Source organism: Olsenella sp. DNF00959 (genome assembly GCF_001553055.1).
GTDB classification, from domain to species: Bacteria; Actinomycetota; Coriobacteriia; order Coriobacteriales; family Atopobiaceae; genus Olsenella_I; species Olsenella_I phocaeensis.
In genome coordinates this window covers 194,241-219,256 of record NZ_KQ960127.1, presented here as the reverse complement: position 1 = coordinate 219,256, position 25,016 = coordinate 194,241, and the positions used below count along the sequence as shown (strand labels likewise).

Here is a 25,016-nt window from a genome sequence, read left to right as displayed (position 1 = left end):
GAGGGGCATGGCCGCCTGCGTGCGTCCATGCACGTCCTCCCACCTGCGGCGCCGCAGACTGGCGCGAGCTATGCGCCAGCTTGCTGCCAGCTCGATCTAAAAGCCCGGGCCCACCGACGCCCTCCCGTCGGACGATTGTCTCACGCGCCCCTCGGGGCGGCCGCCATGCCAGGGAAGCACTTCCCTCGGCGACGGACGAGGAGGGACTAGGTGAAGAGGCGGAAGGCACGGGGACGCAGGGGCATGTCGGCCCGGAACCCACGAGGGACGAGGGTGCTGGCGCTCGTCGTCCTCGGCCTGGCGTTCGCGGCGGCGGCGCTCCAGGCCCCACGGTTGCTCGAGGCCGGCTGGAAGGACCCACGGGTCAGCCTGGGCTCCTACGACGCCCTGGCAAGGGAGGGCGACGAGGCGCGGGACCTCGACCGGCAGGCGGAGGCGGACGCCTATTCCATGGACATAAGCTGTGCCGCGGCGATGGAGCTCGAGGAGGGACAGACCTCGGTGGAGGCACGCCTCGAGAACCCCTCGACCAACCACTGCGACCAGCGCATACGGATCTTCGAGAGGGAGAGGCCCGACGACCTGCTCTTCGAGTCCGGCGCCCTCTCGCCTGGCGAGCAGCTGCAGACCGTCGACCTGAGCCACCCCCTCGAGGCGGGCACACATCATGCCGTGGTCGAGTTCCAGGGCTACGAGCGAGGCGTGTCGCTCCTCTCGAACGAGGGCAGGCTGCTCGGACACAACAGCTTCGGGGCGTCGTGCGCGGCGGAGGTGGACATCATCTGCCGTCCCCAGGAATAGGCGACCAGGGCGGGCGTCCGCCCGGATGCGGCAACAGGGACCACGGAGGAAGGCGGGAATATGCGGGACATGGGCAACACTTGCAGGAGCTGCGCGCGGATGGCCGTCATGGCCGGGCTGGGGGTGGCGCTGGCGCTCTCCTCTCCCCTGGCGGCACTGGCCGAGGAGGCGCGGGCGGACGCCGCGCCTGCGAGCGTGACGGACGCGGCCGCCGCGCCTCTGGCGGAGGGTGCGGACCAGAGGAACGGCGAGGGGGACGGGGGCGAGAGGACGGCCCAGCCCCCCGCCGACTCCGAAACCGCGCCTGGCAAGGAGACGGCGGGCTCGCCGCTGCCTAGCTCCAGGGGAGAGACGAGGCTCTACGTCGTGGCAGACGCCAGCGCCCTGACGACCCCCGAGGGCAAGGACCCGGACGACCCCGACGGGCTGTTGGACCAAATCCGCGTGACCATCCCGGTCGCCATCCATTACGTGGCCGACTCCGCGGGGACGTTGAGCGGCCCCAAGGACAACGTCATCAAGTTCTCCAACAACTCCACGATGCCCGTCCACGTCGCGAGCGCGTCCGTGAGCGACGGCAACGGCGCGGCCATCGTCACGAAGGAGCAGGAGGAGCAGGCGGAGCGCGAGGGCAAGGCCGACTCGATCTGGCTCAGCCTCACCAACTCGAACGGCGACTCCATCGACCTGGGCGACTACAAAGGGGAGCGCGACCTTCGGGCGGGCAAGTGGAACATCGCGAGGTCAACCAAGCCCTCGGGCGAGGAGCGCATCGCAGACGACGCCAACAAGCTCTACCTCAACGGCCTGACCGGCCGCATCTCGGGCTTCGGAGGAATCGACCCCGCGAAGGACACCCAGGTCGGAGAGATCCACTGGACCGTGAGGCCGGGAACCAACGCCGAGCCATCCGAGGCGCAGGTGTGAGGCGCGTGACGCGGGAGGGCCAATGGAGGGAGAGGAGAGGCAGATGAGAAGACCACCGTGCACGAAGGCCCATTGGGCCTACGGGTCATGCAGACGTCCGACGAGGCTCGCCATATCGTGCGTCATCTCGGCGTCGATGGGCCTCGCGAGCATCCCGGCAGCGGCGGGGGCGCTGGGACGACAGTCGACGGACGAACTGACGCTCAGCTTTGACAAGAACTCCGAGCTCGCACGGGGAAGCAGCCCCGACCAGCCCCTTGCCGCGGGGAGGGCCTCCCTACTCGACCCGTCGGGCATCAGCCTTGGCCCCCATGAGCCGCTGGGCTGGGCCCTGGACAAGGAGGGCACGGGGAGGCTCGTCAGACGAGGGACGCCGCTACGTGGGACCAGCCTCTGGGACGATGCGAACGGCAACGGCGAGGTGGACGAGGGAGAGTTGGAGGACCTGCTCCCCCATGCCAGGGACGGCGTGGTGACGCTCTTTGCCCAATGGCCCGAGGAGGCGCTGGCGGAGCTCGACGACACCGAGGAAAGGGAGGCGCCAGGGCAGGGACAGCCAGATGGCAGAGAGCCAGGGCGCGACGGTCTTGGGCGCGGCGCCGACGGGTGCGACGAGGCCTCGGAGAGGGAAGGGGACGGAGAGAAGGACGTGGACCCTCCCGCGGACGGGGCGGACACGTGCGACGGGGAGACATCCGCAGCGGCTGCCGAGCCCCCATCGCCCGCGAGGGACGGCGCGGAGCCAGAGACACCCCCCGACACCGACACGACATCGAATCCCTCCGCCTCCGAAGGCGAGGGGCCCGCCCCAGCGGTGCCGGACGAATCCGACGGCGGGACCGGGAAGTCGGTCGGGCACGGCGCAGGCCCGTCCGACAGGCCCGTCGCGCCTGCTGGCGAGGGAACGACGGCAGGGAACGATCACGGGCTGGACAGTGACAAGGAGGTATGCCAGGAAGGCGAGCCGAGGATGGGAAAGCCGGAAGAAGCCACTGAGGGCACAGCCGGCCGGGAGGACCCCGCCCCCGCCCAAGACGAGGCGACTGGGATGCCCTCGGATGACGGGCTGGCACCCATCGGCGTCAGCTACCAGGAACTCGTCGCGGGCATGGCGAGGGTCAGCTCGGCGTATGCGCCCACAGACAGCAAGTACGTGTACCCCAAGCTCAGCTTCAGGGGCTACTTCTGCAACCCCAACGACCGCAAGGGCGGCTGGACGGGCTGGTCAACCGCGAAGACGGACAACTCCCACACCGACGTCCCGGCAGACGCGGGAAGGGTCCTGGGAGGGAGGATCGACCACGGAGTCCTCAGCGGCCTGCAGGTCAGATGGGTCGGAGGCACGGACTCCGCCGGTTCCGTGAGCTACAGGCTGCTCTACTCGGACGGGTCCCACTCCGCCTGGGCGAAGAACGGCCAGACGGCGGGTCAGGACAACGTGGGCGGGCGCTCCGCGATAGGCTTCGCCGTAAGGCTCGAGGGGGAGGCGCTGAAGCACTACAGCGTAAAGTACCGCATGCATCCGCTGGAGAGCGCGGAGCAGAGCAAGACCGTGAGCGAGGGAGACGTCTCGCATAAGGGCATATACGCAGACGGCATAGTAATCTACCTGGACGTCCAAGAAAATACCGTGACCTTCGTGAATGGCGAGGACGGCAAGGTCATCCAGAAGAAGAAGGTCATCTACCACTCCAACGCGAGCACGCCCGCGCCGCCCACGGTGCGTGGCAGGACCTTCCTCAGGTGGGACGGCGACTACAAGCCCGTCACCGCTGACGTGACCGTGACTGCCCGCTACAGGAAGAACCGCTACACCATCGCATTCGAGGGAAACGGCGCCACCTCGGGTGGGACGCCCAACGTGCAGGCAAGCTACGACGAGCCCAGCACGCTGCCAAGGAGCGGGTTCAAGCGCGCGGGCCACGTGTTCAAGGGGTGGGCCCGCGACCCAAAGGCATCCAAGCCAGACTACGGTGAGGGGCAGCAGGTCAAGAACCTGTCCGAGAAGGACGGGGGCACGGTGCGCCTCCATGCCGTCTGGCAGAAGTCGTCCCAGCGCCTGACCGTGGACCCCATGGGCGGGACCTGGCGCAAGAGCGGCTCTCCCACCACCCTGACGCAGGAATACGGCAGCAGCACCACGCTCGAGCGACCGCAGAGGCAAGGCTACCAGTTCCAGGGGTGGAAGCTCGAAGGCGATGGCAGGGTCGACGGGGAGAGCTATCGCTTTGGCGAGGGAGACGCGACGGTACGGGCGCAGTGGAAGGCGATTCGCTACTCCATCCATTTCGACCCCAACGCCGAGGATGCCGACGGGTCGGTGAGGGACCTCGCGGCGACATTCGACGAGGACGTCCGCATCCCCGATGGCGGCTTCGAGCGCGAGGTGTTCGACCTCGTCGGCTGGAACGCCGCACCCGACGGGAGGGGCAAGTCGTACGAGCTCGGCCAAAGCGTGCGCAACCTATCGTCCAAGGAAGACGAGAAGGTCACGCTCTACGCCCAGTGGAAGCCCAAGCGCGTCAAGGTCAGGATCCCCGTCGCGATCCATTACGAGGCCAAGCAGGACGGAAGCGTCCATGGGCCCGCAGACGGCGTCGTCGCGATCGCGAACCAGAGCGACATGGGAGTGCACGTGAGCCAGATCTCCGTCCACTCGGGAGGCGGCGTGAGGATCGTCTCCTCTGACCCACGCGATGGTGAGGTGGAGCTCGAGATGACCCCCGAGGGGGGAAGCGCCGTCAGGCTCGGAGACTACGCGCGTCCCTCGGCGCCGAAGAACCCCTTGGAGTGGAACGTCGAGAGGGAGCGGAGCCTCGCGCTCAACGGGCTTCGGGGGCGCGTGAGCGACGCCACCCTCCTCGTGAGGGAGAGGCAGGTGGGCGGCATCAACTGGACCGTCGCCCCGGGTGACCTCAGGACCAGGGGGGTGAGTTCGAGATGAGAGATGATGACCGTGGCCGCACCAGGACGGCGGGCACATTCCGGCTGGCAAGGATCGTCTTGGCGACCGCGCTCGCCCTGGCGCCCCTGGGGCTCGTGGCGCGAGCCGCCTGGGCGCAGGAGGGAATCTTCTCGAGGGGGAGGACCGGGCTCTATGTGACTCTGCAAGAGCCCAAGCAAGGCCAGGCACCGCAACAAGGGCAGGACTCGTCTTCCGGCGGAGGTGGGTCCAGGTCGATGCCCCAGACTGGAGTGGGCGTCGAGGCCCTCGGCCTGTTGGTGGGAGGCGCGCTTCTCGCGGCCGGGGGACACGCCCTCCTCAAGGGAGGACGGCAGCGCACGATGGGCAAGTCAGGCGGGCGGCCCCCACGCATCCCCCCACGCATCCGTACGGATGACTTTGGGAGGAAGCTGCCCTAGAGACAAGAAAGCGGGCCACCAGCTGCTGGAGCTGATGGCCCGCGACTTCTCGTGGTGGGTCGTGAGGGGGTCGAACCCTCGACCTTGGGATTAAGAGTCCCCTGCTCTACCAACTGAGCTAACGACCCATATGCGTTTGTGAATGGGGTGGGTAGAGGGGCTCGAACCCTCGACCTACGGAGCCACGGTCCGTCGCTCTGCCAACTGAGCTACACCCACCATTTGCCCCACCTCGTAACGCGCTTGATTATCATGCCCAAACTCGCTGCAGGATGCAAGGGTCAATTTGAAAAACTTCTCTCGAATGTGTCGGGGGCTTCACATGGCAAGGGTCAGACCGCCCAAAGCCGCAGGCGGAAGGGCCTGCGTGCGAATCCCGGCCCGGCGTCGCGGGCATCGTGGCACGCCACGCCGGCTCGCCGCCACGTCCCTCCTCCTCGTGGGCGGCTCCCTGCTCCTTGCCTTTCTTATCCCAGCGGCCCTCGGCCTGATCGAACAGGCACGCTACCAGGTCCTGGCCCAGGGACTGCGCCCGCCCGCCAACCAAGGCAACCCGGAAAGCGGCTCGCAGGGCCGCTCGCAGGGCCAGCTCCCGAACGGCGTGCGCGCATGGCTCCGCATCGAGGGGACGCCTATCGACTATCCCGTTGCCCAGGCAGACGTGAGGGACCCGCTCTTCTACCTCGACCATGACCCCTGGGGGCACCCCGCCCGGCTGGGCTGCCCCTTCGTCGATGCGCGCTGTGGGCCGACGTCGGAGCATCTCGTCGTCTACGGCCACCACTTCGCCGGGACGACGCTCATGTTCTCTTGCCTTCATGACGCCCACGTCCCACGAAACTTCGAGGAGCTGGCGGGCCGTGACCTCATCTGGACCGACGGGCGGGGCGAGTCAAGGCTCAGGGCCCTCTGCGCCCTGCGCGTGCCCAGCGACTGGCCGGACGTCCAACGCTTCGACTTCGGCGATGACTCGTCACTCCCCGACTTCCTGCGCGGGATCTGCCGCTCCTCCTCCGCCAAGAGCCCTGACGCCGCAGTCCTCTGCCAGGCGCCGACGCGGGCCGTGACGCTCGTCACTTGCAGCTCCCTCTGGTCTGGGCAACCCTGGCGAACCCTGGTCGTCTATTGCGAGCCAGGCCGAGCGCGCCTCTCGCCCGTCTGTGGAACGGAGGGAGAATGAGTACAGCTGGTTTCCGAGCTTGAACGCGTCCGCCTCGCGTCCTAGACTTACTCCACCCTACTAAAGTGCTTAGCCAATTTGATGCCTGACCATAGGGCAGGCGGGGCGGAGGAGAACATGAAGGCACACGACGTGACGATGGGTCGCAGGCAGTTCCTCAAGATGGCGACGGCGGCTCTGGCAGCGCCGGCGGCGGCCTCGCTCGCAGCATGCTCCAACGCGGACTCCGCCGGCTCCCCTGCGGCGGCCCCGGCGTCCGGAAGCGGCGTCGAAGGTTTCGACGGCACCCTCGTCGTGGGCTTCGACCAGGAGTTCCCGCCCTACGGATACGTTGGCAACGACGGCGCCTACACGGGCTTCGACCTCGACCTCGCCCAGGCCGTCTGCCAGAGGGAGGGCTGGACCTTCAAGCCCAGCCCCATCGCCTGGGACGCCAAGGACGGCCTCCTCAACAGCGGACAGATCAGCTGCATCTGGAACGGCTTCACGATCGAGGGTCGCGAGGGCGACTATGCCTTCACCGACCCCTACATGGAGAATCGCCAGGTCGTGGTGACGCGCGCCGACTCCCAGATTGCCACCCTCGCCGACCTCGCCGGTAAGAACGTGGTCACCCAGTCCGACTCCGCAGCCTACGACCTGCTGAACGCCGACGGCGCGCAGGCGGAGCTCGCAGCGAGCTTCGCCCAGCTCCAGACCATCGGCGACTACAACACCGCCTTCATGATGCTCGAGAGCGGCGCCGTGGACGCCATCGCGGTGGACTACCCCGTCGCGAGCTTCAACATCGCGGGCAGGCAGGACAGCTTCAAGATCCTGGACGAGGCGCTCAACTCCGAGCACTTCGGCGTGGGATTCGCAAGGACCGACGCCGGCCAGGCACTTGCGGACCAGGTCCAGAGGGACCTCCAGGCGCTCGACGCCGAGGGCAAGGTCAAGGAGCTCTGCGAGAAGTATGCCGACCAGGGGGTATCGTACGACCTGTGGGTCCTCCCCAAAGCCTAGGCGGGACGAGCCACCGACCGCGTAGGACCGACCAAGAGAGAGATGGGAAGCAGTTGGACGTCTCGACCATGACAGGAATGCTGCTGCAGGGCTATGTGACCTCGCTGCAGATCTTCGCCCTGACGCTCGTCGGGGCCATACCCCTGGGCATCCCCGTTGCCCTGGGCAGGCTCTCGCGCTTCAAGCCCCTCTCTCTCCTCTGCCAGCTCTTCATCTCCGTCATGCGCGGCACCCCGCTCATGCTGCAGATGTTCGCGGTCTTCTTCGCCCCCTACTACGTCTTTGGCCGGCAGACCGGCCCTGGCTACATGTTCGTGGCGGTCATGCTCGCCTTCGTGGTCAACTACGCCGCCTACTTCGCGGAGATCTACCGCTCGGGCATACAGAGCATGCCCCGCGGGCAGTATGAGGCCGCCGAGGTCCTGGGCTACTCCCGCTCGCAGGCATTCGCGCGCATCATCCTGCCCCAGGTCGTGAAGCGCATCCTCCCCGCCATGGGCAACGAGGTGGTGACCCTGGTGAAGGACACCTCCCTAGCCTTCTCCATCGGCGTGGCGGAGATGTTCACCACCGGCCGCGCCCTGGTGGCATCGCAGCGCACCATGCTGCCCTTCGCCATCGCCGCCCTCGTCTACTGGCTGACCTGCCTGGTCATCGAGTTCGTGCTCCGCCGCGTCGAGAAGAAGCTGGCCTACTATCATGATTAGCCCGAGCAACCCCAAGGAAATCCCCACCCCGGACCAGAGCTTCGCCACCTTCATGGGACTGCCGGCGGTCTACCTGCGCGGAGGAAGGAAGTCCTTTGGCGACAGGGAGGTCCTGAGGGGCATCAGCCTGCTCATCAACAAAGGCGAGGTGGTCTCGGTCATCGGGCCCTCCGGCGCGGGCAAGTCCACGCTCCTCAGGTGCCTCACGCTGCTGGACACCTTCGACCAAGGTGAGCTCGCCTACGGCAACGTGCTCGTGGCGAAGGACGGGGATGAGGGCGGCTCCGGCAGCTCCTACGACCGCCAGGCGATGCGCCAGGCACGCATGCGCTTCGGCATCGTCTTCCAGAACTTCAACCTCTTCCCCCACCGCACGGTGCTCCAGAACGTCGTCGACGCGCCCGTCGTGGTGCAGGGCAGGCCACGCGACGAGGTGGAGGCGCAGGCCCGCAGGCTCCTGGGCAGGCTCGACATCGCAGAGCAGGCGGACAAGGTCCCCTGCCAGCTCTCGGGCGGCCAGCAGCAGCGCGTCGCCATCGCCCGCGCGCTCTGCATGAACCCCCAGATCATCTACTTCGACGAGGCGACCTCCGCACTAGACCCCCGGCTCACCGAGGACATGCACGCGCTCATCCGCGAGCTTGCGGGAGATGGCATGGCCGTGGGCATCGTGACGCACGAGATGGGCTTCGCCCGCGAGGTCTCTGACCGCGTGGCCTTCCTCATCGACGGGCAGATCGTGGAGGAGGGCACTCCCGAGCAGGTCATGAGCAACCCCCGCGACGAGCGCACGAGGCACTTCCTCTCCAGCTCCGTGGACTAGGACAGGGCAACTCCCAGACGCCGTCGCCCGCGTCTTTGGTGCCCCGCCGGAACCCTAGCCTCATGACAGCGCAAGGCATGTCCAACAAGGAGAGAGGCCCCCAGCCACGAAGCCGGGGGCCTCTCTCTCCTTGTGTGCGCACCACGCGAGGCGGGGCGTCGTAACGCGCCAACAAGCCCTAGAGCTGGGACTTGACGCACTCCTCGACGGCCCTCATGTCTGCCGTGGGCTCGAAGCGGGCGACGACGTTACCCGCGCGGTCGATGATGAACTTGGTGAAGTTCCACTTGATGTCGGAGTTGTTCTTGTAGTCGGGGTCAATGGTCTTGAGCAGGGCGGACATGGTCAGCGCCTTGGGGCCGTGCCCAAAGCCCTCGAAGCCCCTCTGGCCCTTGAGCCAGGTGTAGAGGGGCAGCTCGTTCTCGCCGTTGACGTCGGACTTGTGCATCTGGGGGAACTGCGTGCCGTAGTTGAGGGTGCAGAACTCGTGAATCTCCTCGTCGGTGCCGGGGGTCTGGCCCTTGAACTGGTTGCAGGGGATGTCAAGCACCTCGAAGCCCTGGTCGCGATAGTCCTCGTACATCTTCTCGATCGGCTCGTAGTGGGGCGTGAAGCCGCAGCCGGTGGCGGTGTTGACCACCATCACGACCTTTCCCTTGAAGTCGGACATCTTGACCTCGTTGCCCTGCAGGTCGGTGACGCTGTAGTCGTAGAAGCCCATGATGAATCCCTCCTGACGTAGTTAAATTGAGCACAATTAAGTTGTACGCTATTAATATAGGAAAAGCAAGGCATGAAGTGCAAGGCTGCTCACAAACGTCACGATCGCACGTCGGCGAGGCGCTCTACCACGGCCTTGACGGCCGGCCCTCCAGACCGTCCCCTCCCGCCCCGTTCGTGTCGCTGTCCTGGGGCAAGACGGGCACACCCTCGACAGGTGACGCCGCGGGCAATGTCGTGGGCTGCGTCCGGCACACCCCGTCCGGCACCGGCGGCGGCGCCTGCCCGCCCTCCGCGCGGGCGACCCCGCCAAGCTGGGGGACGTCCAACGCACGCAGCCAGAGCGCCGCCCTCACGACGGACGGCAGGTAGAGGATGGTCAGGACGGCATAGAGGGTCACCGTGGGCCAGGCGTCCGCCCCCGTTGCCACGTAGCTGACCTCACTCGACTCCCCCATCAGGCCGATGGAGACGAACATGGCCAGAAAGTCGTCAAGCCCATGGAAGAGCGCGGGGCCGAAGAGGCTGTCCGACTCGTCAGGACGGCCCGAGAGCGTGGCGGCCGCGAGCACGAAGCCATAGGTCCCCGTCTGCGTGACCTTGAGGGCCGCCTGGAGCAGCTGGACGGGGTCCGACGCGTCGAGTTCGGACACGTGAGCCAGGCCGAAGAGCAGCGAGGAGACGACGCAGGCGAGAACGACGCCCGCGCGCGTGCGTCCGCTTCGCGCGAGGAGGCCGTGCAGCAGCAGGCCGCGGAACATCGCCTCCTCCTCTATGCCGATGAGGAGGCAGAGCAGGGCCACGCCCGCGAGGCGCCCCACCCACCCGGGCTCGGGCGCCATCCCCGAGGAGACGAAGTCGTGGAGGTCCAGGACGCCCATCGCGGCGCCGACCAGGAGGAGCCACCAGCCCAGCCTCAGCATGCGCCTGATGCTCGCCACGTCGGGCCTGAGCATCTCCCAGCCCCCGAGGAGCGCGACGAAGCCCGTCGCGGCAATGGAGCCCGCCGCGACGTAGGCAAGGTCGTAGTCGATGCCCAGCGCGTCGGAGAGCGACTCCCCAAGCGCCGCCTCGACGAAGAAGGCCATCACGAACAGGAAGAGCGCGAGGGCCGCCCTCCGCCCGCTCGCCACCTTCCGTACCCTCCCAGCCTGACCCATCGCGCCTCCGATCCGCAACGTGTGAGACCAACAATCAGGCATGACGGCGCCACATGCAAGGGGCCCGCCGCGAGCGCGAGGCTCGGACGGGCACCTTTTGCGAACCCCTTCCCCGACAGGCCCAGGCCAGCCGCCCGGGATCGTGGCGCGACTCTCCCCTGGACGCTATGCGATGGAGCGGGCTGCGTCGTAGCCCGTGCGCACCGCCTCCTGTATGCGCCCGATGCCCAGGGCGTCACCCGCCACCCTCAGCTCGCAGCCGCGGCCCTCGAGCCACTCCGGCACTGGCACGCCCTTGATCCCAAGCGAGAGGACTAGGCGGTCGAACTCGGCCACGACCTCGCTCCCGTCGACCTTCTGGAAGCGCGCCCGACCGTCCTCGACCGAGACGAGCCTATGGCCGGGGAAGAGCTTCGTGCTGGTCTTGTCCAGCCTGCCCATGATGTCGATCATGTTCTGGAAGAAGATGCCGGGGCCGATCTGGTCGACCATCTCGTACAGCCCCACCTCGTTGCCCTGTTCGGCGAGCATCTCGGCGCACTCGATGCCCGTCATGCCCGAGCCCACCACGCACACGCGCTGGTCACGCAGGGCCGGGTCAGCCATGATGGCGTCCGGCGCCGTGAGCACGCAGGGAAGGTCGAGGCCCGGGATGCTCGCGGGCAGCACGGGCACCGACCCGGCCGCCCACACCACGGCAGAGGGAGAGAGCTCGTCCATGAGTTCGGGTGCCGCCTCGCAGCCGAGCCTCAGCCCGACGCCCAGGTTGCCCAGGACGTTGCGGTAGTAGTCGACGAGCCAGCCCAGGCGCCACTTCTTAGGCGGGCGCTCCGCGAGGACCAGCTGGCCGCCCAGGCGCCCCTCCCGCTCCACCAGCGTCGTCTCGAACCCGCGCAGGGCGAGCACCCGGGCGGCCTCGAGCCCGGCCGGGCCGGCGCCAACCACCACGGCGCGCCGCCCCTCCCCGTCGCGCCCGATTGCGGCGAGCTCGCACTCGCGCCCGGCCTCGGGGTTCACCGAGCAGACCATGGGCGTGTAGGGGTCCTCGTGGGCGGCCATCAGGCTCTCGATGCAGCGCATGCAGCTGATGCAGGGGCGAATCCTGTCGGCGCGGCCGTCACGCACCTTGTTGCCCCATTCCGGGTCGGCGAAGAACTGGCGGGCGGAGCCCACCATGGAGACGCCGCCCTCCACCAGGTCCATGGCCGTCTCGGGATGGCGCACGACGGAGCAGGCGATCACGGGGATGCCCAGCTCGCGCGCGATGGCCTTGCCGTTGGCGGACTTCCAGCCCTCGTCGAAGCCCACGGGCTCCCAGGCCCAGTTCATGGTCTCGTAGTTGCCGGCCGAGACGTCGATCGCGTCGGCGCCCCAGGACTCGAACATCCGGCAGTACTCGATGGCGAGAGGCAGCGTGATGCCGTCGTCGATGCCCACCTCACGCAGGTACTCGTCGGCCGTCAGGCGCACCAGAATGGGGAAGTCGGGTGCCGTGCGCTCGCGGATGCCCCTGATGATGCGACGCACGACCTCGGCGTTCCTCTCGGGCGTGCCGCCAAACTCGTCGTCACGGTGGTTGGTGTAGGGCGAGAGGAACTGGCAGAGCAGGTAACCGTGGGCGCAGTGCAGCTCGACGGCGTCGAAGCCGGCCTCCCAGCTGCGGACGCCCGCGCTCACGAAGTCCTCGACGACGCCCTCCACCTCCTCGGCCGAGAGGGCGCGGGTCGGCGCGTGCAGGAGCTTCGACTCCTGTCCCGAGGGGCTCACCAGCATGCCGTCCTCGCAGAGCGCGGGCACGCCCTGACAACCCGGGTGGTAGATCTCGAGCGCGAACTTGGCGCCGGTCTCGTGGACGGCATCCACCATCCTCCTGAAGCTGGGGATCTTGTCGTCGGAGTCGAGCAGGAGGTTGCGCGCGTCTCCCCTGCCGTGCCTCGCGTTGACGGAGCAGATCTCGGTTATGACCAGGCCGCAGCCGCCCCTGCCGCGTTCGGCGTAGAATGCGGCGTCCCTCTCGCCCCCATCGTGCCTAGGACAGGGTGAAGCCGTCCGCCCCGTCGATCCTGAGGTCGCAGGAGTAGAAGGCCTCGAGCGCGCGGATAGCGTGGACGGTGTCGCGGACGCCCGCGGTCTCGTAGGCCGAGTGCATGGCCAGCTGGGGCAGCCCCACGTCCACGGCATGCATGCTGACCTGCATGTTGGAGAGGTTGCCCAGGGTTGACCCACCCCTGCTGTCGCTGCGGTTGGCGAAGCACTGCACGGGCACGCCGGCACGGCGACAGATGGCGAGGAAGGCCGCGCGCGAGAAGGCATCCGTGGTGTAGCTCTGGTTCGCCGCCTCCTTCACCACGATGCCCCCGTTGAGCCAGCTGCGGTTTGCCTCGTCGCACTTCTCCGGGTGGTTGGGGTGCACGGCGTGCGCGTTGTCGCAGCTCACCATGAAGGAGCGCGCCAGCGCACGCGCGAGCTCCTCCCCGTCCCTGCCCAGGCCGGCGTTCACCCGCACGAGCACGTCGCGCAGGAGGGTGGAGAGCGCGCCCTGCTTGGTGTTGGAGCCCACCTCCTCGTTGTCAAGGCAGGCGTAGACGCTCACGTCGTGGGGGTTGGCGCTGGCGAGGAAGCCCTTGAGCGAGGCGAAGGCGCACTGGAGGTCGTCGAGGTGCCCGGCCGAGACGAACTCCCCCGTCGCACCCCACACGCGCCCCTCCACGCGGTTCGTGAGGAAGAGGTCGCGCGCGAGGACCTGTCCGACGTCGACGCCAAGCTCGTCCGCGACCAGCTGGTCGAGCCACCCCGCCCCAAGCTCGCCCGCGGAGGCCAGCGGGCAGAGGTCGACCTGGTGGTTGAAGGCGTAGCCGTCATTCACGTCGCGGTTCATGTGCACGGGGACGCTGGGGATGAGCAGCAGGTCGCGGTCCGGCGCGAAGAGCTCGCTGCGCACGGAGTCTCCCTCCTGCACCATGACGCGGCCGGCGAGCGAGAGGGGGCGGTCGAGCCAGCTGTAGTCGATCATCCCACCGTAGCCTTCGACGTTGAGGCGGAGGTAGGGGCCGGGACCCTCGAGCTCGGGCACGCTCTTCACCTTGAAGCTGGGAGAGTCGGAGTGCGACGCGGCCAGCTGAAAGTGGTAGCCGTCGAGCTCCTCCCCCACGCGAAACGCCACGACGCTGGAGTTGTTTCGCGTCGTGTAATAGCTCCCTCCCGGCTCGAGCTCCCAGCGCGAACCCTCGGGCAGGAAGGCGAACCCCGCCTCGTCCAGGTACCTCGCGATGGTGCGAGCACTGTGGAACATGCTCGGGCTGCTCGCGACGAAGTCGACGAGCTCGCCGGATACCTCAGCGTCTGTCATGCGTCCTCCTCCTGTTCGATGGTGGCGACCTTGGTGCGCCCGCCACAGTGTACACTGGGGGGTCAGTCCCAATCGCGAGCGAAGTGGTGGCACATGAACCTCAGCCAGGCCCTAGAGCACGCAAACGCCTTCGTCTTCCCCGGCTTCCTCACCGACGCCGAGGCGCTCAACGCCGAGCGCCAGAAGAACGAGGAGGCCATCCAGCTCCTCATGGACGCATGGAGGACGAGCGCGCCGGGGGCGGAGCCCTTCTCCTTCGACCTCGTGAGGAACCTGGCAGACCGCAACCGCACGACCTGCGACAGCTATGGCACCGAGCTCCTACGCGACCTTCCGCCCACCTCGCTTTCGCGCAAGCTCAGCGACGAGGACCTGATTCGTTCCGTTGCGGCGCTCCAGCACCGCAGCTTCGACGAGGTCGCGCGCAGCGCCGGCCCGGACGCGCGGGACCTCGCCACCGCCTACGTGGAGGCGCCCGTCTCGGGCACGATCCTGGGCATCGACATCGAGACCACCGACCGCGACCCAAGCCGTGGCTACATCATCAACGTGGGCCTCGAGTTCATGGAGCTCACACCCAAGGCGAAGCCCCAGAAGCCCTTCATGGGCTACTGCGGCCTGCCCGACCTGTATCGCGAGAAGGGCGTGCCCCTGAGCTTCGTGCACCACATCGGCTGGGCGCAGCTCGAGGGCAGGAAGCCCTTCCGCCAGGACCGCAAGATGCAGGAGGCGCTGCTCGCCGCCATGGAGGCCTTTCCCTACATGGCGCACAACGCCGCATTCGAGGACTCCTGGTTCATGCTGCAGCTGGATGGCTATGCGGAGGCGCGCAAGGCGGGACGTATTGTGCCCATAGACACGCGTGACATCTGCCGCAGGGTCGACCCCGAGTACAAGATGCTCCCTCACGACTCCCGTCCGGCGGCGCTGGAGAGCTGGGCCCGACGGCGCGGCACGCTCAAGGCGTCGGAGAAGGAGAAGCACCTGGGGCTCGAGGACGTCGACCTCATGTTCCGCACCGTCCAGGCGGAGTTCGCCGAGAGGAACATGTTCGCCGAGTAGCCGGGCGGTCACTGGCGAGTAGTCAGGCGTTCGCCGGCGACGTCCACCTGCGCGAAACAAGGCAAGACCCCGCCGCCTGCAGGGTCACAGCAGGTGACGGGGTCGAGAATGCGTAGTGCTAGGACAGAATCCCCAGGCCGTTTACCAGGCCTTGGCCTCGTCGGCAGAGACGGGCTTGATGTCCTCGCCCTTGGCGTAGGGAGACTGGTCGCCGCCCTTGCCGACCACGAAGTAGAGGCCCTGCTTGGTCTTGTAGAGGGTCTCCTCATAGCCGGCGGGGTCGCCGAACTCGCCAAAGCTGCGGGTACCGAGCTGCTCGGCCTTCTCGGTGTCGTAGGTGTGCCTCTTGCCGCCGAACGTCTTGACCTTGCGCATGTGAATCCAATCGTCGATGCAACCATTTCTGGCGCGCGTACGCCTTGCGTTTATAGGATAGAACAAAAGCGCAGGTCATGGGTTCGACGCGTAATAAGCTATTCATAAGTGTCGTTAAATGTACCCGGATTACAGGTCAAGCTGCGTGTTTTGGCCCACCACGATGCCCCTGCGCCTGCCCGCGCGGCCCCTCGTAGCATGCCCTGCCGTTCTCGCATGATTCGCCGTTCGTACGAGAGGATCGCTCCCTCAACAGGCCAAACGTCGGCCACGCTCGCATTCTGGCAAGATTCTGCGAACGGTGCTGGGCCCGGCGCCGACGGGCGCCTCCCCACGAAGAGGGCCCGGCACCACGCGAGGTGGCTACCGGGCCCAATCAGGGCGAGGACATGCCCTGAGGCGAGAGGGACCTACATCAAGGGACCTACATCAAGGGACCTACATCAGCTCGGTGACGTTCTTCGCGAACTGCACGGGGTCGTCGATGGGAAGCCCCTCCACCAGCAGGGCCTGGTCGTAGAGGATGTCGCCGTAGAGCTTGAGGCGGTCCTTGTCGCCTGCCTCCTCGGCGGCCACGAGCTTCCCGAACACGGGGTGCGCGGCGTTGAGCTGCAGCACGCGCTGGGCCTTGGGAGCCATCTCGCCCTCGGGACCCCGCGCGATGACGCGCTCCATCTCGAGCGAGACGGGACCCTCCGCGGCGATGGTCGCCGGCGCCTCGCCCAGGCCCGCTGCGGCGCGAACGCCCGTGACCTTCTCGCCCAGGGCGTCCTTGAGCTCGTCGAAGAGGCCCTTGTGCTCGCTGGTCGCCTCCTCGGCGGCCTTCTTCTCGTCCTCCGTCGCGAGGTCGAGGTCGGCGGTGGACACGTTGACCAGCTCGAGGTCGCGCGCATCCGTGCCCTTGTGCTCGGAGTCCCCCGCGACCGCGTCCTGGTGCCAGCTGCGCATGGCCTGGAACATGAACTCGTCCACGTCCTGGGTGCAGAGCAGCACGTCAAAGCCGTGGTCCACGGCACTCTTCACCACGGGCGACTTCTGGAGCCGCTCTCGGGAGTCCCCCGCCGCGTAGTAGACCTTGTCCTGCCCCTCGGCCATGCCCTCGGCGTACTCGGCGAAGGTCAGCATCTTCCCCTCGCGGGCCGACCAGAAGAGCAGGAGGTCGGCCAGCTCCGAGGCCTTCGAGCCGTAGGAGTTGTAGATCCCAAACTTGAGGCCGCGACCAAAGTTGTCGAAGAACTTCTCGTACGCCTCTCGGTCGTCACGCAGCATGCCCTTGAGCTCCGAGGTGACCTTCTTCTCCACGCGACGGGCGATGGCGCGCAGCTGGGAGTTCTGCTGCAGCGTCTCGCGGCTGATGTTCAGCGTGACGTCAGGGCTGTCTACCACGCCGCGCACGAAGTTGTAGTGGTCGGGCAGGAGGTCGGCGCACTTCTCCTGGATGAGCACGTTGGAGGAGTAGAGCGACAGGCCCTTCTCGTAGTCCTTGCTGTAGAGGTCGAAGGGCGCCTGTCCCGGGATGAAGAGCAGGGCGTCGTAGCTCAGCGAGCCCTCCGCGTGGAAGCTGATGGTGCGCGCGGGGTCCACCCAGTCATGGAAGGCGGAGCGGTAGAACTCGTCGTAGTCCTTCTGCTCGACCTCGCTCGAGCGCTTCTTCCAGATGGGCGTGATGGAGTTGATCGTCTCGAGCTCCTGGTACTCCTCGTACTGGGGCTTGTAGTCGTCGCCGGCGTCCTCCGGACGCGGCAGCTCGCGACTCTTGCTCACCATCATCTGGACCGGATGCCGCACGTAGTTGGAGTAGCGGCTCACCAGGTCGCGCAGGCCCCACTCGCTCAGGAAGCGGTCCGGGGACTCCCCGGCCTCGGGGTCGTCGGAGTCCGCCTCGCGCAGGTACAGCGTGACGTCGGTGCCGTGGTCGTCCTCGCCCGAGCGCTCCCCCTCCGCCGCAGGCTCGATGCTGTAGCCCTTGACGCCGTCGGACTCCCAGGCGTAGGCCTGGTCGGAGCCGAAGGCGCGGCTCACCACGCGCACGCGGTCGGCCACCATGAAGGCGCTGTAGAAGCCCACGCCAAACTGGCCGATGATGTCGATCTCGTCTCCCTGGTGGGCGGCGTTCTCCTCCTTGAACTGCTCGGAGCCGGAGTGCGCGATGGTGCCCAGGTTGCGGTCGAGCTCCTCCTGGGTCATGCCGATGCCGTTGTCGCTCACGGTGATGGTACGCGCGTCCTTGTCGAAGGAGAGGCGAATCGCCAGGGAGTCCGCGTCCAGCTTCACGCTGGGGTCGGTCAGGCTCTTGAAGCTGAGCTTGTCGATGGCGTCGGAGGCGTTCGAGATGAGCTCGCGCAGGAAGATCTCGCGGTTGGTGTAGATCGAGTTGATCATGAGGTCCAGGAGCTTCTTGCTCTCGGTCTTGAACTGCTTCATTGGGGACGGCTTCCCTTCGTGTCGTGGGCGGACGATGGCGACGCCGCTGCGGCAACGGCCGTGGGGCCGCCCCATGCGGCAGGGCATGGCGGCGAGCCTGTGGACCGGTGGCGAACCGGGCCGACGACGGACCTGTGGACCGGTGACGGACCGATGGACCGAGCCGGTGGGTCAGGCCGTTGGCGGCGGGCGACGTGGCGCATCGCTTTTTCATACAGGAGAGAATCTACCCCCACGCGCGGCTCATAAACCGTAGAAGTCAGAAAATCTCATGCATCGACGCTTAGATTTCAACCATGCGTCCGATTCGTGCACGCTACAGTCCACGCCTGCGTCGCGTGCGCGCCACGTACATGCCACATGCATGCCGCACGCATGCGGTGTACATGCCGCATCGTACGCACGCCACATCATGCGCACGACGCGGCAACTCCCCCAACCTCGTTCTCTATGCCATCTCCTGAACCGTCGGGGCGTTCTCTATGCCAATCTCTGAAATCGCAAGTCTCTCAACTGGCCTTTTGTCGACCTGACTTCAGAGAAATGCATAGAGAACGAAACGAGAAGCAGCACGGGACGTGGCGTGGCGAACGCACCGGAGGCGGAGCGGAGAGTCGCGGACGCGGCGGGGGCGCCGCGAGGCGCTGTAGGGCGGCCACGATGGCTTTAGCGCAGGGCGTCCTCCGGCAGGAGCACCTGGCGGTAGCTCACGCCGCAGCTGTCCAGCGCGGTGCGAGAAATCTGCGCGCCCAGGGTGTCGTGGTACTTGTCGTCCAGGTAGACCACCTTGCCGATGCCCGCCTGCACCAGCATCTTGGCGCACTCCTGGCAGGGGAAGAGGGTCACGTATATCGTCGCGCCCTGCATGTCCTTGAGCGATCCGCGATAGTTGAGGATTGCGTTGGCCTCGGCGTGCACCACGTAGCTGTGCTTGTCGTGCAGCGGGTCGTCCTCGGGGGAGCCCCAGGGGAACTCGTCATCGCCGATGCCCATGGGCGTGCCGTTGTAGCCCACCGAGAGGATGCGGTTGTTGACGTCGGCTATGCAGGCCCCGACCTGGGTCTTGGGGTCCTTGCTCCTGAGGCTCGCCGCGAAGGCGACACGCATGAAGAACTCGTCCCACGAGATGACGTCAGATCGCTTGCCCGGCATGCCCGCACCTCTCCCCCATCGCGCAGGCACCCGTCACCCGCGCAGTTTGGTCAACAAGGATGATAGTAGTCTGGTCGCCCTGCGCCGGCTAGAGGCTGATCTGCGACAGAGCCTCGTCGTAGTCCGCCTTGGGCGCGAGCCTCCCGTCCGCATCCGTCTTGCTCGTGCGGGGCTCGAGGATGGTCTTCTGCTCGTACTGCGGGTAGTCGTACCAGAGGTCGCGCTCCCAGAGCTCGCTCACGATCTGCATGCGGTCCACGAGGTCGGCATGGCAGCGCAGGAGGAGAAGGTACTGGCCCCGCAGGCTGGAGTCCGCCTCCACCTGCTGGGACGAGAGATCCTGATAGGCAGACTTGACCTGCTCAAGGAGGGCGTTGGCGTCCGCCGCGTGCGCGTTGCGCTCGACCCAGCGATCTGCGTAGCCGTCGTCGAAGGCCCGCTCGCTGGCATCGACCTTCTGGGCGAGGCTCTTGAGCTCGAACTGGCGCTCGACCAGGGTCTGGCGAAGCCTTCGCTCGTCCTCGCCGTCTGCGACGGGGTTGCCCGAGGCAGTCGCCTGCGAGCCGCCCGAGGAAGCCGCCTGCGAGCCGTCGGCGTCAGAGCCTCCCTCCTGCGTCGGAGAGCCAGCCTCGGAGTCGCCAGACGGGGATGTCGCCTGCCCGGAGGCCTGCTGGCCCATCCTGGGCGCGTAGGGGTCGACGAAGCGGTTGCCGCAACGGCTCATCGCCAGGAGCACCAGGAGGAGCACCACGACCATGCCGACAAGGATTCCCAGGGGCAGGTTGTGGTCGCTGCTCCAGCCGTCCGGCTCGTCCTCCTCGCGCCGCGCGTAACGGACGGAGAGTGGCGCCTCCTTGGTGAGCACCTCGTCAAGGGGGAGAACGGCCTCGTCTTCCTCTGGCGCCTCGTCTTCCTCTGGCACCTCGCCCTCAGCTGGGGCGTCGTCCTTGTCTGGTACCTCGCCCTCAGCCGGGACGTCGCCCGCAGCAGGAGCGTCATCCTCGGCCGGGGCGTTGCCCTCGGCCAGGACATCGCCCTCCTCCGGAAGCTCGTCCGCCGTTGGCTCGCCGACCGCCTCCGCAACGCCATCCGTGGCCCCACCTTCGTCCGCAGGCGCCCCTGCATCCGCCGCGAGCTCGTCCACCTCGAGCCTCCTCAGCGACGCCGTGCCCTGAAGGGCCTGGTCGTCCGGCTCGTCAAGCAGCTCCGGCCTCAGCCACTCCGCGAGCACGATGCCGCAGGAGGGGCAGCGCTCGTCCCCATCGTCGAGCGGAGAGGCGCAGTTGGGGCAATACGTGGCACGCATGGCAGCTCCCGGTGAGTCCGGACTCATCAGACACCCACCACTATACGAGGGCTTCGGGGGCTTTTAAAGCCGCGGCCCCGCAAAAGGCCCGGGCCTGGCATTCACGCTGGTCGTCGCGGCATAATGCCAACAGAGCGGGGCCGCGGCACGAGCGACGCCCGCAAGGACGGGCGGCCCCGAGGGCAAGGTCAGGAAAAGGGCGGACGAGCATGGACAAACCCTTCAAAACGCTGGACGAGCAGGTCGAGCTCCTACGGAGACGCGGCATGGGCTGCGGATCCCATGCCCAGCTCCTCCTCCTGCGCGAGGGCTACTACGCCGTCGTCAACGGCTACAGGCTGCCCTTTCTCGACCCTGCGGCCAGCGGCAGGGCAGGCGACGACCGCTTCCTGCCCGGCACCAGCCTGGACGACGTCCACGCCCTCTTCTGCTTCGACCGCGAACTCCGCGCGGCGACCTTCTTCCGCCTGATGTCCATCGAGGGCCTCATGCGATCGGTGCTCTCGTACGTCTTCTGCAACCGCCACCGGCAGACCGAGGCCTACCTCAGGCCCCAGAGCTACAGCCGCCAGCGCGACTACCTGCGCGGGGAGGCGAGCTTCGAGGGAGACCTCGAGTGGATGATCAACACGCTCGAGCACCACGCCCGCGGCGTGGAGGCGCAGGGAGGGGCGGGCGCGACCGCCAGCCCGGAGCGACGTGACGCCAGGCCGGACGCGCGCGTCGCCCACTATCAGCAGAACCACGACGGCGTGCCCCTCTGGGTGCTCTTCAACGAGCTCACCTTTGGCAACCTCAAGTACTTCTACGCCCTCATGAGGCGAGAGGAGCAGGAGGAGGCCACCGGCAGGCTCTGGGAGGCCTGCGAGCGCGGGGGCACGAGCCCGCTCACCCGCAAGGGGGTCTTCCACGACCTCGAGGAGCTCGTGGCCGTGCGCAACACCTGCGCGCACGGAGAGCGGCTCTATGACTACGCGAGCGAGGAGACGGGCCACAGAAGCTATCGCGAGCTCCTGGGCGTGATGGGCCGCTACCTCACGCCCGCCGAGGAGGCGAAGCTCAGATCGGAGGTCGAGGCGCTGGCGAAGCGCTACCTGCACGAGCATCCGAGGCTCGAGCGGGCCCTGGTCGGAGTCGCGCTGGGACGAGCCTGAGCGGCGCGGGCGGCGGCGTCGGGCGACGCGAACGGCACGAGCGGCGGCGTCAATCGCAGCGGACGACGGGCCGCCAGGAGCGCGATGGCGGGGCCTCAGCGCCCAAGCGCCAGGGTGAGAAGCTCGCGGGCCCACTGCTGGGGCAGGCTCGCGAGGGGCGTGGCGGCGGGGACGCCCACGCAGTCGGCCCCCAGCCTTCGCGCCTCGCGCAGGGCGCGGAACAGGTGGCAGTCGCTCGACACGACGCAGACGCGCTCTCCCAAGCCGCAGCCCCTCCGACGCAGCAGCGCGAGCGAGAGCTCGAGGTTCTGGCGGGTGTTGGCCGCCTCGTCCTCCACGAGCAGCGACGACGCGGGCACGCCCCTCTCGCCCAGCCAATCCGCCATCACCGAGGCCTCGCTCCGGCCACCCTCCCCCGCGCCTCCCGTGCAGACCAGCAGCAGCTCGGGATGCGCGCGCCAGAGCCCGAGCGCGCGGGCGAGGCGGAGCTCGAGCGTCCGTCCGGGACGACCGTCGCGCACGCCGGCGCCCAGCACTATGGCGGCACGGATGCCGGTGACGTCCGGTCGGGAGCGGTACGCCGCACGCAGCGCCGCGAGGCCCGCCAGCAGGAAGAGCCCGACTGCCCCGCCCAGCGCGAGCGACGCGAGGGCGACGAGGCACCATCCGCCGCGTGCGCCGGCGAGGAGGTACGCCAGGCCGGCGGGGGCAAGCGACGCGAGCGCCCAGGGAATCATGCCGAAGCTCGCCCTGCCCCGGTCGGCGGCGAGCGCCACGAGGTTCCACAGCTGGGGAAGCAACGTCGCGAGCACGCAGGCGAAGAGCCCCGCGCGCGACGCCAGACCGGCGGACGCAGGCCCGGAGGCGAGGCCAGGCGCGTCTGCGGGCGCGCACGCCGCCCTCCACAGCAGTGCGGCCGAGAGGGCCAATGCCCCAAGACAGGCCCCCCAGCTCAGGGGCGCAAGGCGCCTCTCGCTTCCCACCAGCGTGCTCGCAGGGGTGTCGCCGCGCGCTCCCATGGCCCCTCCTCGGGAAGAGTTTTCGTGTCAATCGGCCAAGCGACCAAGGCCACCCACCCTTTGGGTATAAGCCATACGTACGCAAGACGCCAGCGCGGGCGAGACCCCGACTCGGTCGCCCGCACCGACACGCAGGCCCCTTCGAAAGGAAGAACCACATGGCACTCGATTCCAGCGTCACCAGCAGCCTCAACGAGCAGATCAACAAGGAGCTCTACTCCGCCTACCTCTACATGACCTTCGCCGACTTCTTCGAGGACCGCGGCCTCAAAGGCTATGCCAACTGGTACGTCATCCAGTCCCAGGAGGAGCTCGACCACGCCAGGATCCTCCGCCGCTACCTGCTCGACAACGACTTCGTCCCCACCATGGAGACCATCGCCAAGCCCGACGTGGCCCTCACCGACGACCTCAGCGTACTCAAGGCTGGCCTCGGCCACGAACAGTTCATCACCGCATCGATCAACGACTGCTTCGCCGCCGCCCACAAGCTCCACGACTACCGCACCATGAATCTGCTCGACTGGTTCATCAAGGAGCAGGGCGAGGAGGAGACCAACGCCTCCGACATGATCAAGGACTACGAGCTCTTCGGCAACGACCCCCGCGGCCTCTTCAACCTCGACCGCGAGTACGCCACCCGCGCCTACGTGCAGACCACCACGATGGCGATGTAGCCACAGGCCACACAGGGGACCGCTGGGCGGGACGCTGGCTTCGGGCTGGCGTCCCGCCCTTATCATGTAGGGCCAGAACATCCAACGCGCCGCGGGCGGACGGATGCCAGGTGCCGCGTCGCGGCGGCGTCCACCACCCGCACAAGCCGCCCGGCCGGGGCCGGAGCAGAGGGGAGCCTGCCATGTCTTGGTACGAGGAGTCGGTCGTCTACCAGGTGTACCCCCTGGGCCTCTGCGGGGCGCCGCACCAGAACGACGGCGCGTCCGAGCCCGAGAGGCGCCTGCACCGCCTGGTCGACGACGGTTGGGTGGACCACATGTCCAGGCTGGGCGCGAGCTGCCTCATGCTCAACCCCGTCTTCCAGAGCTCGAGCCACGGCTATGACACCATTGACTACCTCACGCTGGACCGCAGGCTCGGCACCAACGACGACCTCCGCGCGCTCGTCGACGCCTGCCACGAGGCGGGGATCAAGGTGCTCCTGGACGCCGTGCTCAACCACGTGGGCCGCGACTTCTGGGCCTTCCGCGACGTGCTCCAGAACCGGGAGGCAAGCCCCTATGCAGGCTGGTTCAACATCGACTGGGGCGGAAACGACGAGTGGGACGACGGCCTGAGCTACGAGTGCTGGCAGGGCGTCCCCTACCTCGTCAAGCTCAACCACTCCGACTTCGCGCTCAACGACTACCTCGCCGACGTCATCCGCCAGTGGGAGCGCGAGTTCGACGTGGACGGGCTGCGCCTGGACGTGGCCTACTGCCTTGACCGCGGCTACCTCGCCTACCTGCGGCGAATCACCAACGAGCTCACCGAGGCGCGCAGGGGGCGGCTGGGCGAGAGGGACGCCGAGTTCGTCCTCGTGGGCGAGACCATGTTTGGCGACTACAGGCAGTGGATGGGCGACGAGCTCTGCCACTCGGTCACCAACTACGAGGCGTACAAGGGCCTCTGGTCCTCGCTCAACGCGGCGAACATGCACGAGGTCGCCTATGCGCTCGAGCGCCAGAGCGGCAGCCATCCTTGGGACCTCTACACTGGCAGGCACCTGCTCAACTTCGTGGACAACCACGACGTGCCGCGCATCGCCACGCGCCTGGATGACCCCAGGCAGCTCCCCGCCCTCTACGGGCTGCTCTTCGCCATGCCCGGAGTCCCCTGCGTGTACTACGGCAGCGAGTGGGGCATCGAGGGCGAGCAGCACTTCGGCGACTACGAGCTGCGCCCCGCCCTGGACGCCCCGGAGTGGAACGACCTCACGAGCTGGGTCGCGTCGCTCGCCGCCTGCAGAAGGCCCGGGCACCCCGGCGCCGAGGCGCTCGCCTGGGGAGACTACGCCCAGCTCGACTGCCAGCCGCGCCAGCTCCTCTTCCAGCGCCAGAGCGAGCACGAGCGGCTCATCGTAGCCGTCAACGCGGCGGACGAGCCCCACACCTTCCACTTCGACGCGCGCTGCGGTCGCGCCGTGGACGTCATCACGGGAGAGGACCACGACTTCGGCGGAGGCTCGGAGGTCCCGCCGCTGAGCGTGCGCTACTGGCTCTGCGAGCGCTAGGCTGGCTAGGCTGGCACGGGCGCGGCTCCTCTCGCCTGGGCACGCTGTTGCACGCGCGGTTCTCGCCCATCACGCCATTGCGCACGCCGTTCTCATCCACCACGCTCGAACACACAGACGCCTCTCCCGCCAACTGGGCAAACGCAGATGCGACCGTGCGCTTCGGCGTGCGCGTTGAGCGGAGCGTGCGCTTCAGCGTGCACGTTGAGCGGAGCGTGCGCTTCGGCGTGCGCGTTGGGCAGGACGTGCGTTTCGACGT

General features: G+C 67.7%; 20 protein-coding genes, 2 tRNA genes and 1 pseudogene. 11 read left to right on the top strand and 12 right to left on the bottom strand.

Annotated elements, in window-relative coordinates; genetic code table 11:
- Positions 1–210 precede the first annotated feature (210 nt).
- From HMPREF1868_RS04680 to HMPREF1868_RS04670, 3 genes are all read left to right on the top strand, one after another.
- Positions 211–801 (top strand): hypothetical protein, encoded by a 591-nt coding sequence (locus tag HMPREF1868_RS04680; protein WP_009278928.1) that lies wholly within the window; start codon positions 211–213, stop codon positions 799–801.
- Between the two features lie 69 nt (positions 802–870).
- Entirely contained in the window at positions 871–1,728 is an 858-nt protein-coding gene (locus HMPREF1868_RS04675) for a hypothetical protein (RefSeq protein WP_156439423.1), read from the top strand.
- A gap of 43 nt (positions 1,729–1,771) precedes the next feature.
- Positions 1,772–4,672 (top strand): InlB B-repeat-containing protein, encoded by a 2,901-nt coding sequence (locus HMPREF1868_RS04670; RefSeq protein ID WP_197414949.1) that lies wholly within the window; start codon positions 1,772–1,774, stop codon positions 4,670–4,672.
- A gap of 471 nt (positions 4,673–5,143) precedes the next feature.
- On the opposite strand, the gene HMPREF1868_RS04660 is transcribed toward HMPREF1868_RS04670, so the two are convergent.
- Both HMPREF1868_RS04660 and HMPREF1868_RS04655 read right to left on the bottom strand, forming a co-directional pair.
- A tRNA-Lys gene (locus HMPREF1868_RS04660) sits at positions 5,144–5,219 on the bottom strand.
- A 15-nt stretch (positions 5,220–5,234) separates the two neighbouring features.
- Positions 5,235–5,310, bottom strand: a tRNA-His gene (locus HMPREF1868_RS04655).
- Between the two features lie 103 nt (positions 5,311–5,413).
- On the opposite strand from HMPREF1868_RS04655, the gene HMPREF1868_RS04650 reads away from it, so the two are divergent.
- The 4 genes from HMPREF1868_RS04650 to HMPREF1868_RS04635 all read left to right on the top strand — a co-directional run bounded on the left by HMPREF1868_RS04650 (position 5,414) and on the right by HMPREF1868_RS04635 (position 8,806).
- A complete protein-coding gene (locus HMPREF1868_RS04650) occupies positions 5,414–6,271 on the top strand; it encodes a class B sortase (RefSeq protein WP_156439421.1) in 858 nt (285 codons plus the stop codon).
- Between the two features lie 117 nt (positions 6,272–6,388).
- Entirely contained in the window at positions 6,389–7,276 is an 888-nt protein-coding gene (locus HMPREF1868_RS04645; RefSeq protein ID WP_156439420.1) for a transporter substrate-binding domain-containing protein, read from the top strand.
- A gap of 68 nt (positions 7,277–7,344) precedes the next feature.
- Positions 7,345–7,983, top strand: coding sequence for an amino acid ABC transporter permease (locus HMPREF1868_RS04640; RefSeq protein ID WP_009278922.1), 639 nt, complete (start codon positions 7,345–7,347; stop codon positions 7,981–7,983).
- Positions 7,976–8,806, top strand: a complete 831-nt coding sequence (locus tag HMPREF1868_RS04635) for an amino acid ABC transporter ATP-binding protein (RefSeq protein WP_304437895.1) — start codon at positions 7,976–7,978, stop codon at positions 8,804–8,806. The genes HMPREF1868_RS04640 and HMPREF1868_RS04635 overlap by 8 nt, the downstream gene beginning before the upstream one ends.
- Before the next feature lie 178 nt (positions 8,807–8,984).
- Here the strand turns inward: HMPREF1868_RS04635 and HMPREF1868_RS04630 are convergent, their stop codons facing one another.
- The 5 genes and pseudogenes from HMPREF1868_RS04630 to HMPREF1868_RS10005 form a co-directional block, all read right to left on the bottom strand.
- A complete protein-coding gene (locus HMPREF1868_RS04630) occupies positions 8,985–9,527 on the bottom strand; it encodes a glutathione peroxidase (RefSeq protein WP_062530855.1) in 543 nt (180 codons plus the stop codon).
- A 124-nt stretch (positions 9,528–9,651) separates the two neighbouring features.
- A complete protein-coding gene (locus HMPREF1868_RS04625) occupies positions 9,652–10,659 on the bottom strand; it encodes a CPBP family intramembrane glutamic endopeptidase (protein WP_062530853.1) in 1,008 nt (335 codons plus the stop codon).
- A 192-nt stretch (positions 10,660–10,851) separates the two neighbouring features.
- The gene (locus HMPREF1868_RS10140) at positions 10,852–11,715 is read right to left on the bottom strand and encodes an FAD-dependent oxidoreductase (protein WP_255353940.1); all 864 of its coding nucleotides are present in this window, start codon (positions 11,713–11,715) and stop codon (positions 10,852–10,854) included.
- A gap of 87 nt (positions 11,716–11,802) precedes the next feature.
- Positions 11,803–12,690, bottom strand: a pseudogene (locus HMPREF1868_RS10135) (NADH:flavin oxidoreductase); the annotation flags it as partial.
- A gap of 25 nt (positions 12,691–12,715) precedes the next feature.
- The gene (locus HMPREF1868_RS10005) at positions 12,716–14,035 is read right to left on the bottom strand and encodes a M18 family aminopeptidase (RefSeq protein ID WP_062530850.1); all 1,320 of its coding nucleotides are present in this window, start codon (positions 14,033–14,035) and stop codon (positions 12,716–12,718) included.
- A gap of 93 nt (positions 14,036–14,128) precedes the next feature.
- Between HMPREF1868_RS10005 and HMPREF1868_RS04610 the strand changes: the two genes are divergently transcribed.
- Positions 14,129–15,097 carry a 3'-5' exonuclease family protein gene (locus HMPREF1868_RS04610; RefSeq protein WP_062530848.1) on the top strand — a complete coding sequence of 323 codons (969 nt, stop codon included), beginning with the start codon at positions 14,129–14,131 and terminating at the stop codon, positions 15,095–15,097.
- A 141-nt stretch (positions 15,098–15,238) separates the two neighbouring features.
- Here the strand turns inward: HMPREF1868_RS04610 and HMPREF1868_RS04605 are convergent, their stop codons facing one another.
- From HMPREF1868_RS04605 to HMPREF1868_RS04590, 4 genes are all read right to left on the bottom strand, one after another.
- Complete coding sequence (locus tag HMPREF1868_RS04605) at positions 15,239–15,472, bottom strand: hypothetical protein (protein ID WP_009278915.1); 234 nt, start codon at positions 15,470–15,472, stop codon at positions 15,239–15,241.
- A gap of 438 nt (positions 15,473–15,910) precedes the next feature.
- Positions 15,911–17,896 (bottom strand): molecular chaperone HtpG, encoded by a 1,986-nt coding sequence (htpG, locus tag HMPREF1868_RS04600; RefSeq protein ID WP_062530846.1) that lies wholly within the window; start codon positions 17,894–17,896, stop codon positions 15,911–15,913.
- 666 nt (positions 17,897–18,562) lie between these two features.
- Positions 18,563–19,048: a deoxycytidylate deaminase gene (locus HMPREF1868_RS04595; RefSeq protein WP_062530844.1), complete on the bottom strand. Its 486-nt coding sequence runs from the start codon at positions 19,046–19,048 to the stop codon at positions 18,563–18,565.
- An 88-nt stretch (positions 19,049–19,136) separates the two neighbouring features.
- A complete protein-coding gene (locus HMPREF1868_RS04590; RefSeq protein ID WP_062530842.1) occupies positions 19,137–20,354 on the bottom strand; it encodes a zinc ribbon domain-containing protein in 1,218 nt (405 codons plus the stop codon).
- Positions 20,355–20,563: 209 nt separating this feature from the next.
- Between HMPREF1868_RS04590 and HMPREF1868_RS04585 the strand changes: the two genes are divergently transcribed.
- Positions 20,564–21,508: an Abi family protein gene (locus tag HMPREF1868_RS04585; RefSeq protein WP_062530841.1), complete on the top strand. Its 945-nt coding sequence runs from the start codon at positions 20,564–20,566 to the stop codon at positions 21,506–21,508.
- Positions 21,509–21,603: 95 nt separating this feature from the next.
- Here the strand turns inward: HMPREF1868_RS04585 and HMPREF1868_RS04580 are convergent, their stop codons facing one another.
- Positions 21,604–22,527, bottom strand: a complete 924-nt coding sequence (locus HMPREF1868_RS04580; protein ID WP_062530839.1) for a YdcF family protein — start codon at positions 22,525–22,527, stop codon at positions 21,604–21,606.
- A gap of 158 nt (positions 22,528–22,685) precedes the next feature.
- On the opposite strand from HMPREF1868_RS04580, the gene HMPREF1868_RS04575 reads away from it, so the two are divergent.
- Both HMPREF1868_RS04575 and HMPREF1868_RS04570 read left to right on the top strand, forming a co-directional pair.
- Positions 22,686–23,204: a ferritin gene (locus HMPREF1868_RS04575; RefSeq protein ID WP_062530837.1), complete on the top strand. Its 519-nt coding sequence runs from the start codon at positions 22,686–22,688 to the stop codon at positions 23,202–23,204.
- A gap of 182 nt (positions 23,205–23,386) precedes the next feature.
- The gene (locus HMPREF1868_RS04570; RefSeq protein ID WP_062530834.1) at positions 23,387–24,757 is read left to right on the top strand and encodes an alpha-amylase family glycosyl hydrolase; all 1,371 of its coding nucleotides are present in this window, start codon (positions 23,387–23,389) and stop codon (positions 24,755–24,757) included.
- Positions 24,758–25,016 lie beyond the last annotated feature (259 nt).

Bases quoted from the DNA above. Each gene is read 5' to 3' on its own strand.
- HMPREF1868_RS04670 (WP_197414949.1), top strand. From the start codon at position 1,772: ATGAGAAGACCACCGTGCACGAAGGCCCATTGGGCCTACGGGTCATGC.
- HMPREF1868_RS04585 (WP_062530841.1), top strand. From the start codon at position 20,564: ATGGACAAACCCTTCAAAACGCTGGACGAGCAGGTCGAGCTCCTACGG.
- HMPREF1868_RS04640 (WP_009278922.1), top strand. From the start codon at position 7,345: ATGACAGGAATGCTGCTGCAGGGCTATGTGACCTCGCTGCAGATCTTC.
- HMPREF1868_RS04580 (WP_062530839.1), bottom strand. From the start codon at position 22,527: ATGGGAGCGCGCGGCGACACCCCTGCGAGCACGCTGGTGGGAAGCGAG.
- htpG (WP_062530846.1), bottom strand. From the start codon at position 17,896: ATGAAGCAGTTCAAGACCGAGAGCAAGAAGCTCCTGGACCTCATGATC.
- HMPREF1868_RS04645 (WP_156439420.1), top strand. From the start codon at position 6,389: ATGAAGGCACACGACGTGACGATGGGTCGCAGGCAGTTCCTCAAGATG.
- HMPREF1868_RS04610 (WP_062530848.1), top strand. From the start codon at position 14,129: ATGAACCTCAGCCAGGCCCTAGAGCACGCAAACGCCTTCGTCTTCCCC.
- HMPREF1868_RS04675 (WP_156439423.1), top strand. From the start codon at position 871: ATGGGCAACACTTGCAGGAGCTGCGCGCGGATGGCCGTCATGGCCGGG.
- HMPREF1868_RS10140 (WP_255353940.1), bottom strand. From the start codon at position 11,715: ATGGTCTGCTCGGTGAACCCCGAGGCCGGGCGCGAGTGCGAGCTCGCC.
- HMPREF1868_RS04575 (WP_062530837.1), top strand. From the start codon at position 22,686: ATGGCACTCGATTCCAGCGTCACCAGCAGCCTCAACGAGCAGATCAAC.
- HMPREF1868_RS04630 (WP_062530855.1), bottom strand. From the start codon at position 9,527: ATGGGCTTCTACGACTACAGCGTCACCGACCTGCAGGGCAACGAGGTC.
- HMPREF1868_RS04570 (WP_062530834.1), top strand. From the start codon at position 23,387: ATGTCTTGGTACGAGGAGTCGGTCGTCTACCAGGTGTACCCCCTGGGC.
- HMPREF1868_RS10005 (WP_062530850.1), bottom strand. From the start codon at position 14,035: ATGACAGACGCTGAGGTATCCGGCGAGCTCGTCGACTTCGTCGCGAGC.
- HMPREF1868_RS04650 (WP_156439421.1), top strand. From the start codon at position 5,414: ATGGCAAGGGTCAGACCGCCCAAAGCCGCAGGCGGAAGGGCCTGCGTG.
- HMPREF1868_RS04605 (WP_009278915.1), bottom strand. From the start codon at position 15,472: ATGCGCAAGGTCAAGACGTTCGGCGGCAAGAGGCACACCTACGACACC.
- HMPREF1868_RS04635 (WP_304437895.1), top strand. From the start codon at position 7,976: ATGATTAGCCCGAGCAACCCCAAGGAAATCCCCACCCCGGACCAGAGC.
- HMPREF1868_RS04590 (WP_062530842.1), bottom strand. From the start codon at position 20,354: ATGCGTGCCACGTATTGCCCCAACTGCGCCTCTCCGCTCGACGATGGG.
- HMPREF1868_RS04595 (WP_062530844.1), bottom strand. From the start codon at position 19,048: ATGCCGGGCAAGCGATCTGACGTCATCTCGTGGGACGAGTTCTTCATG.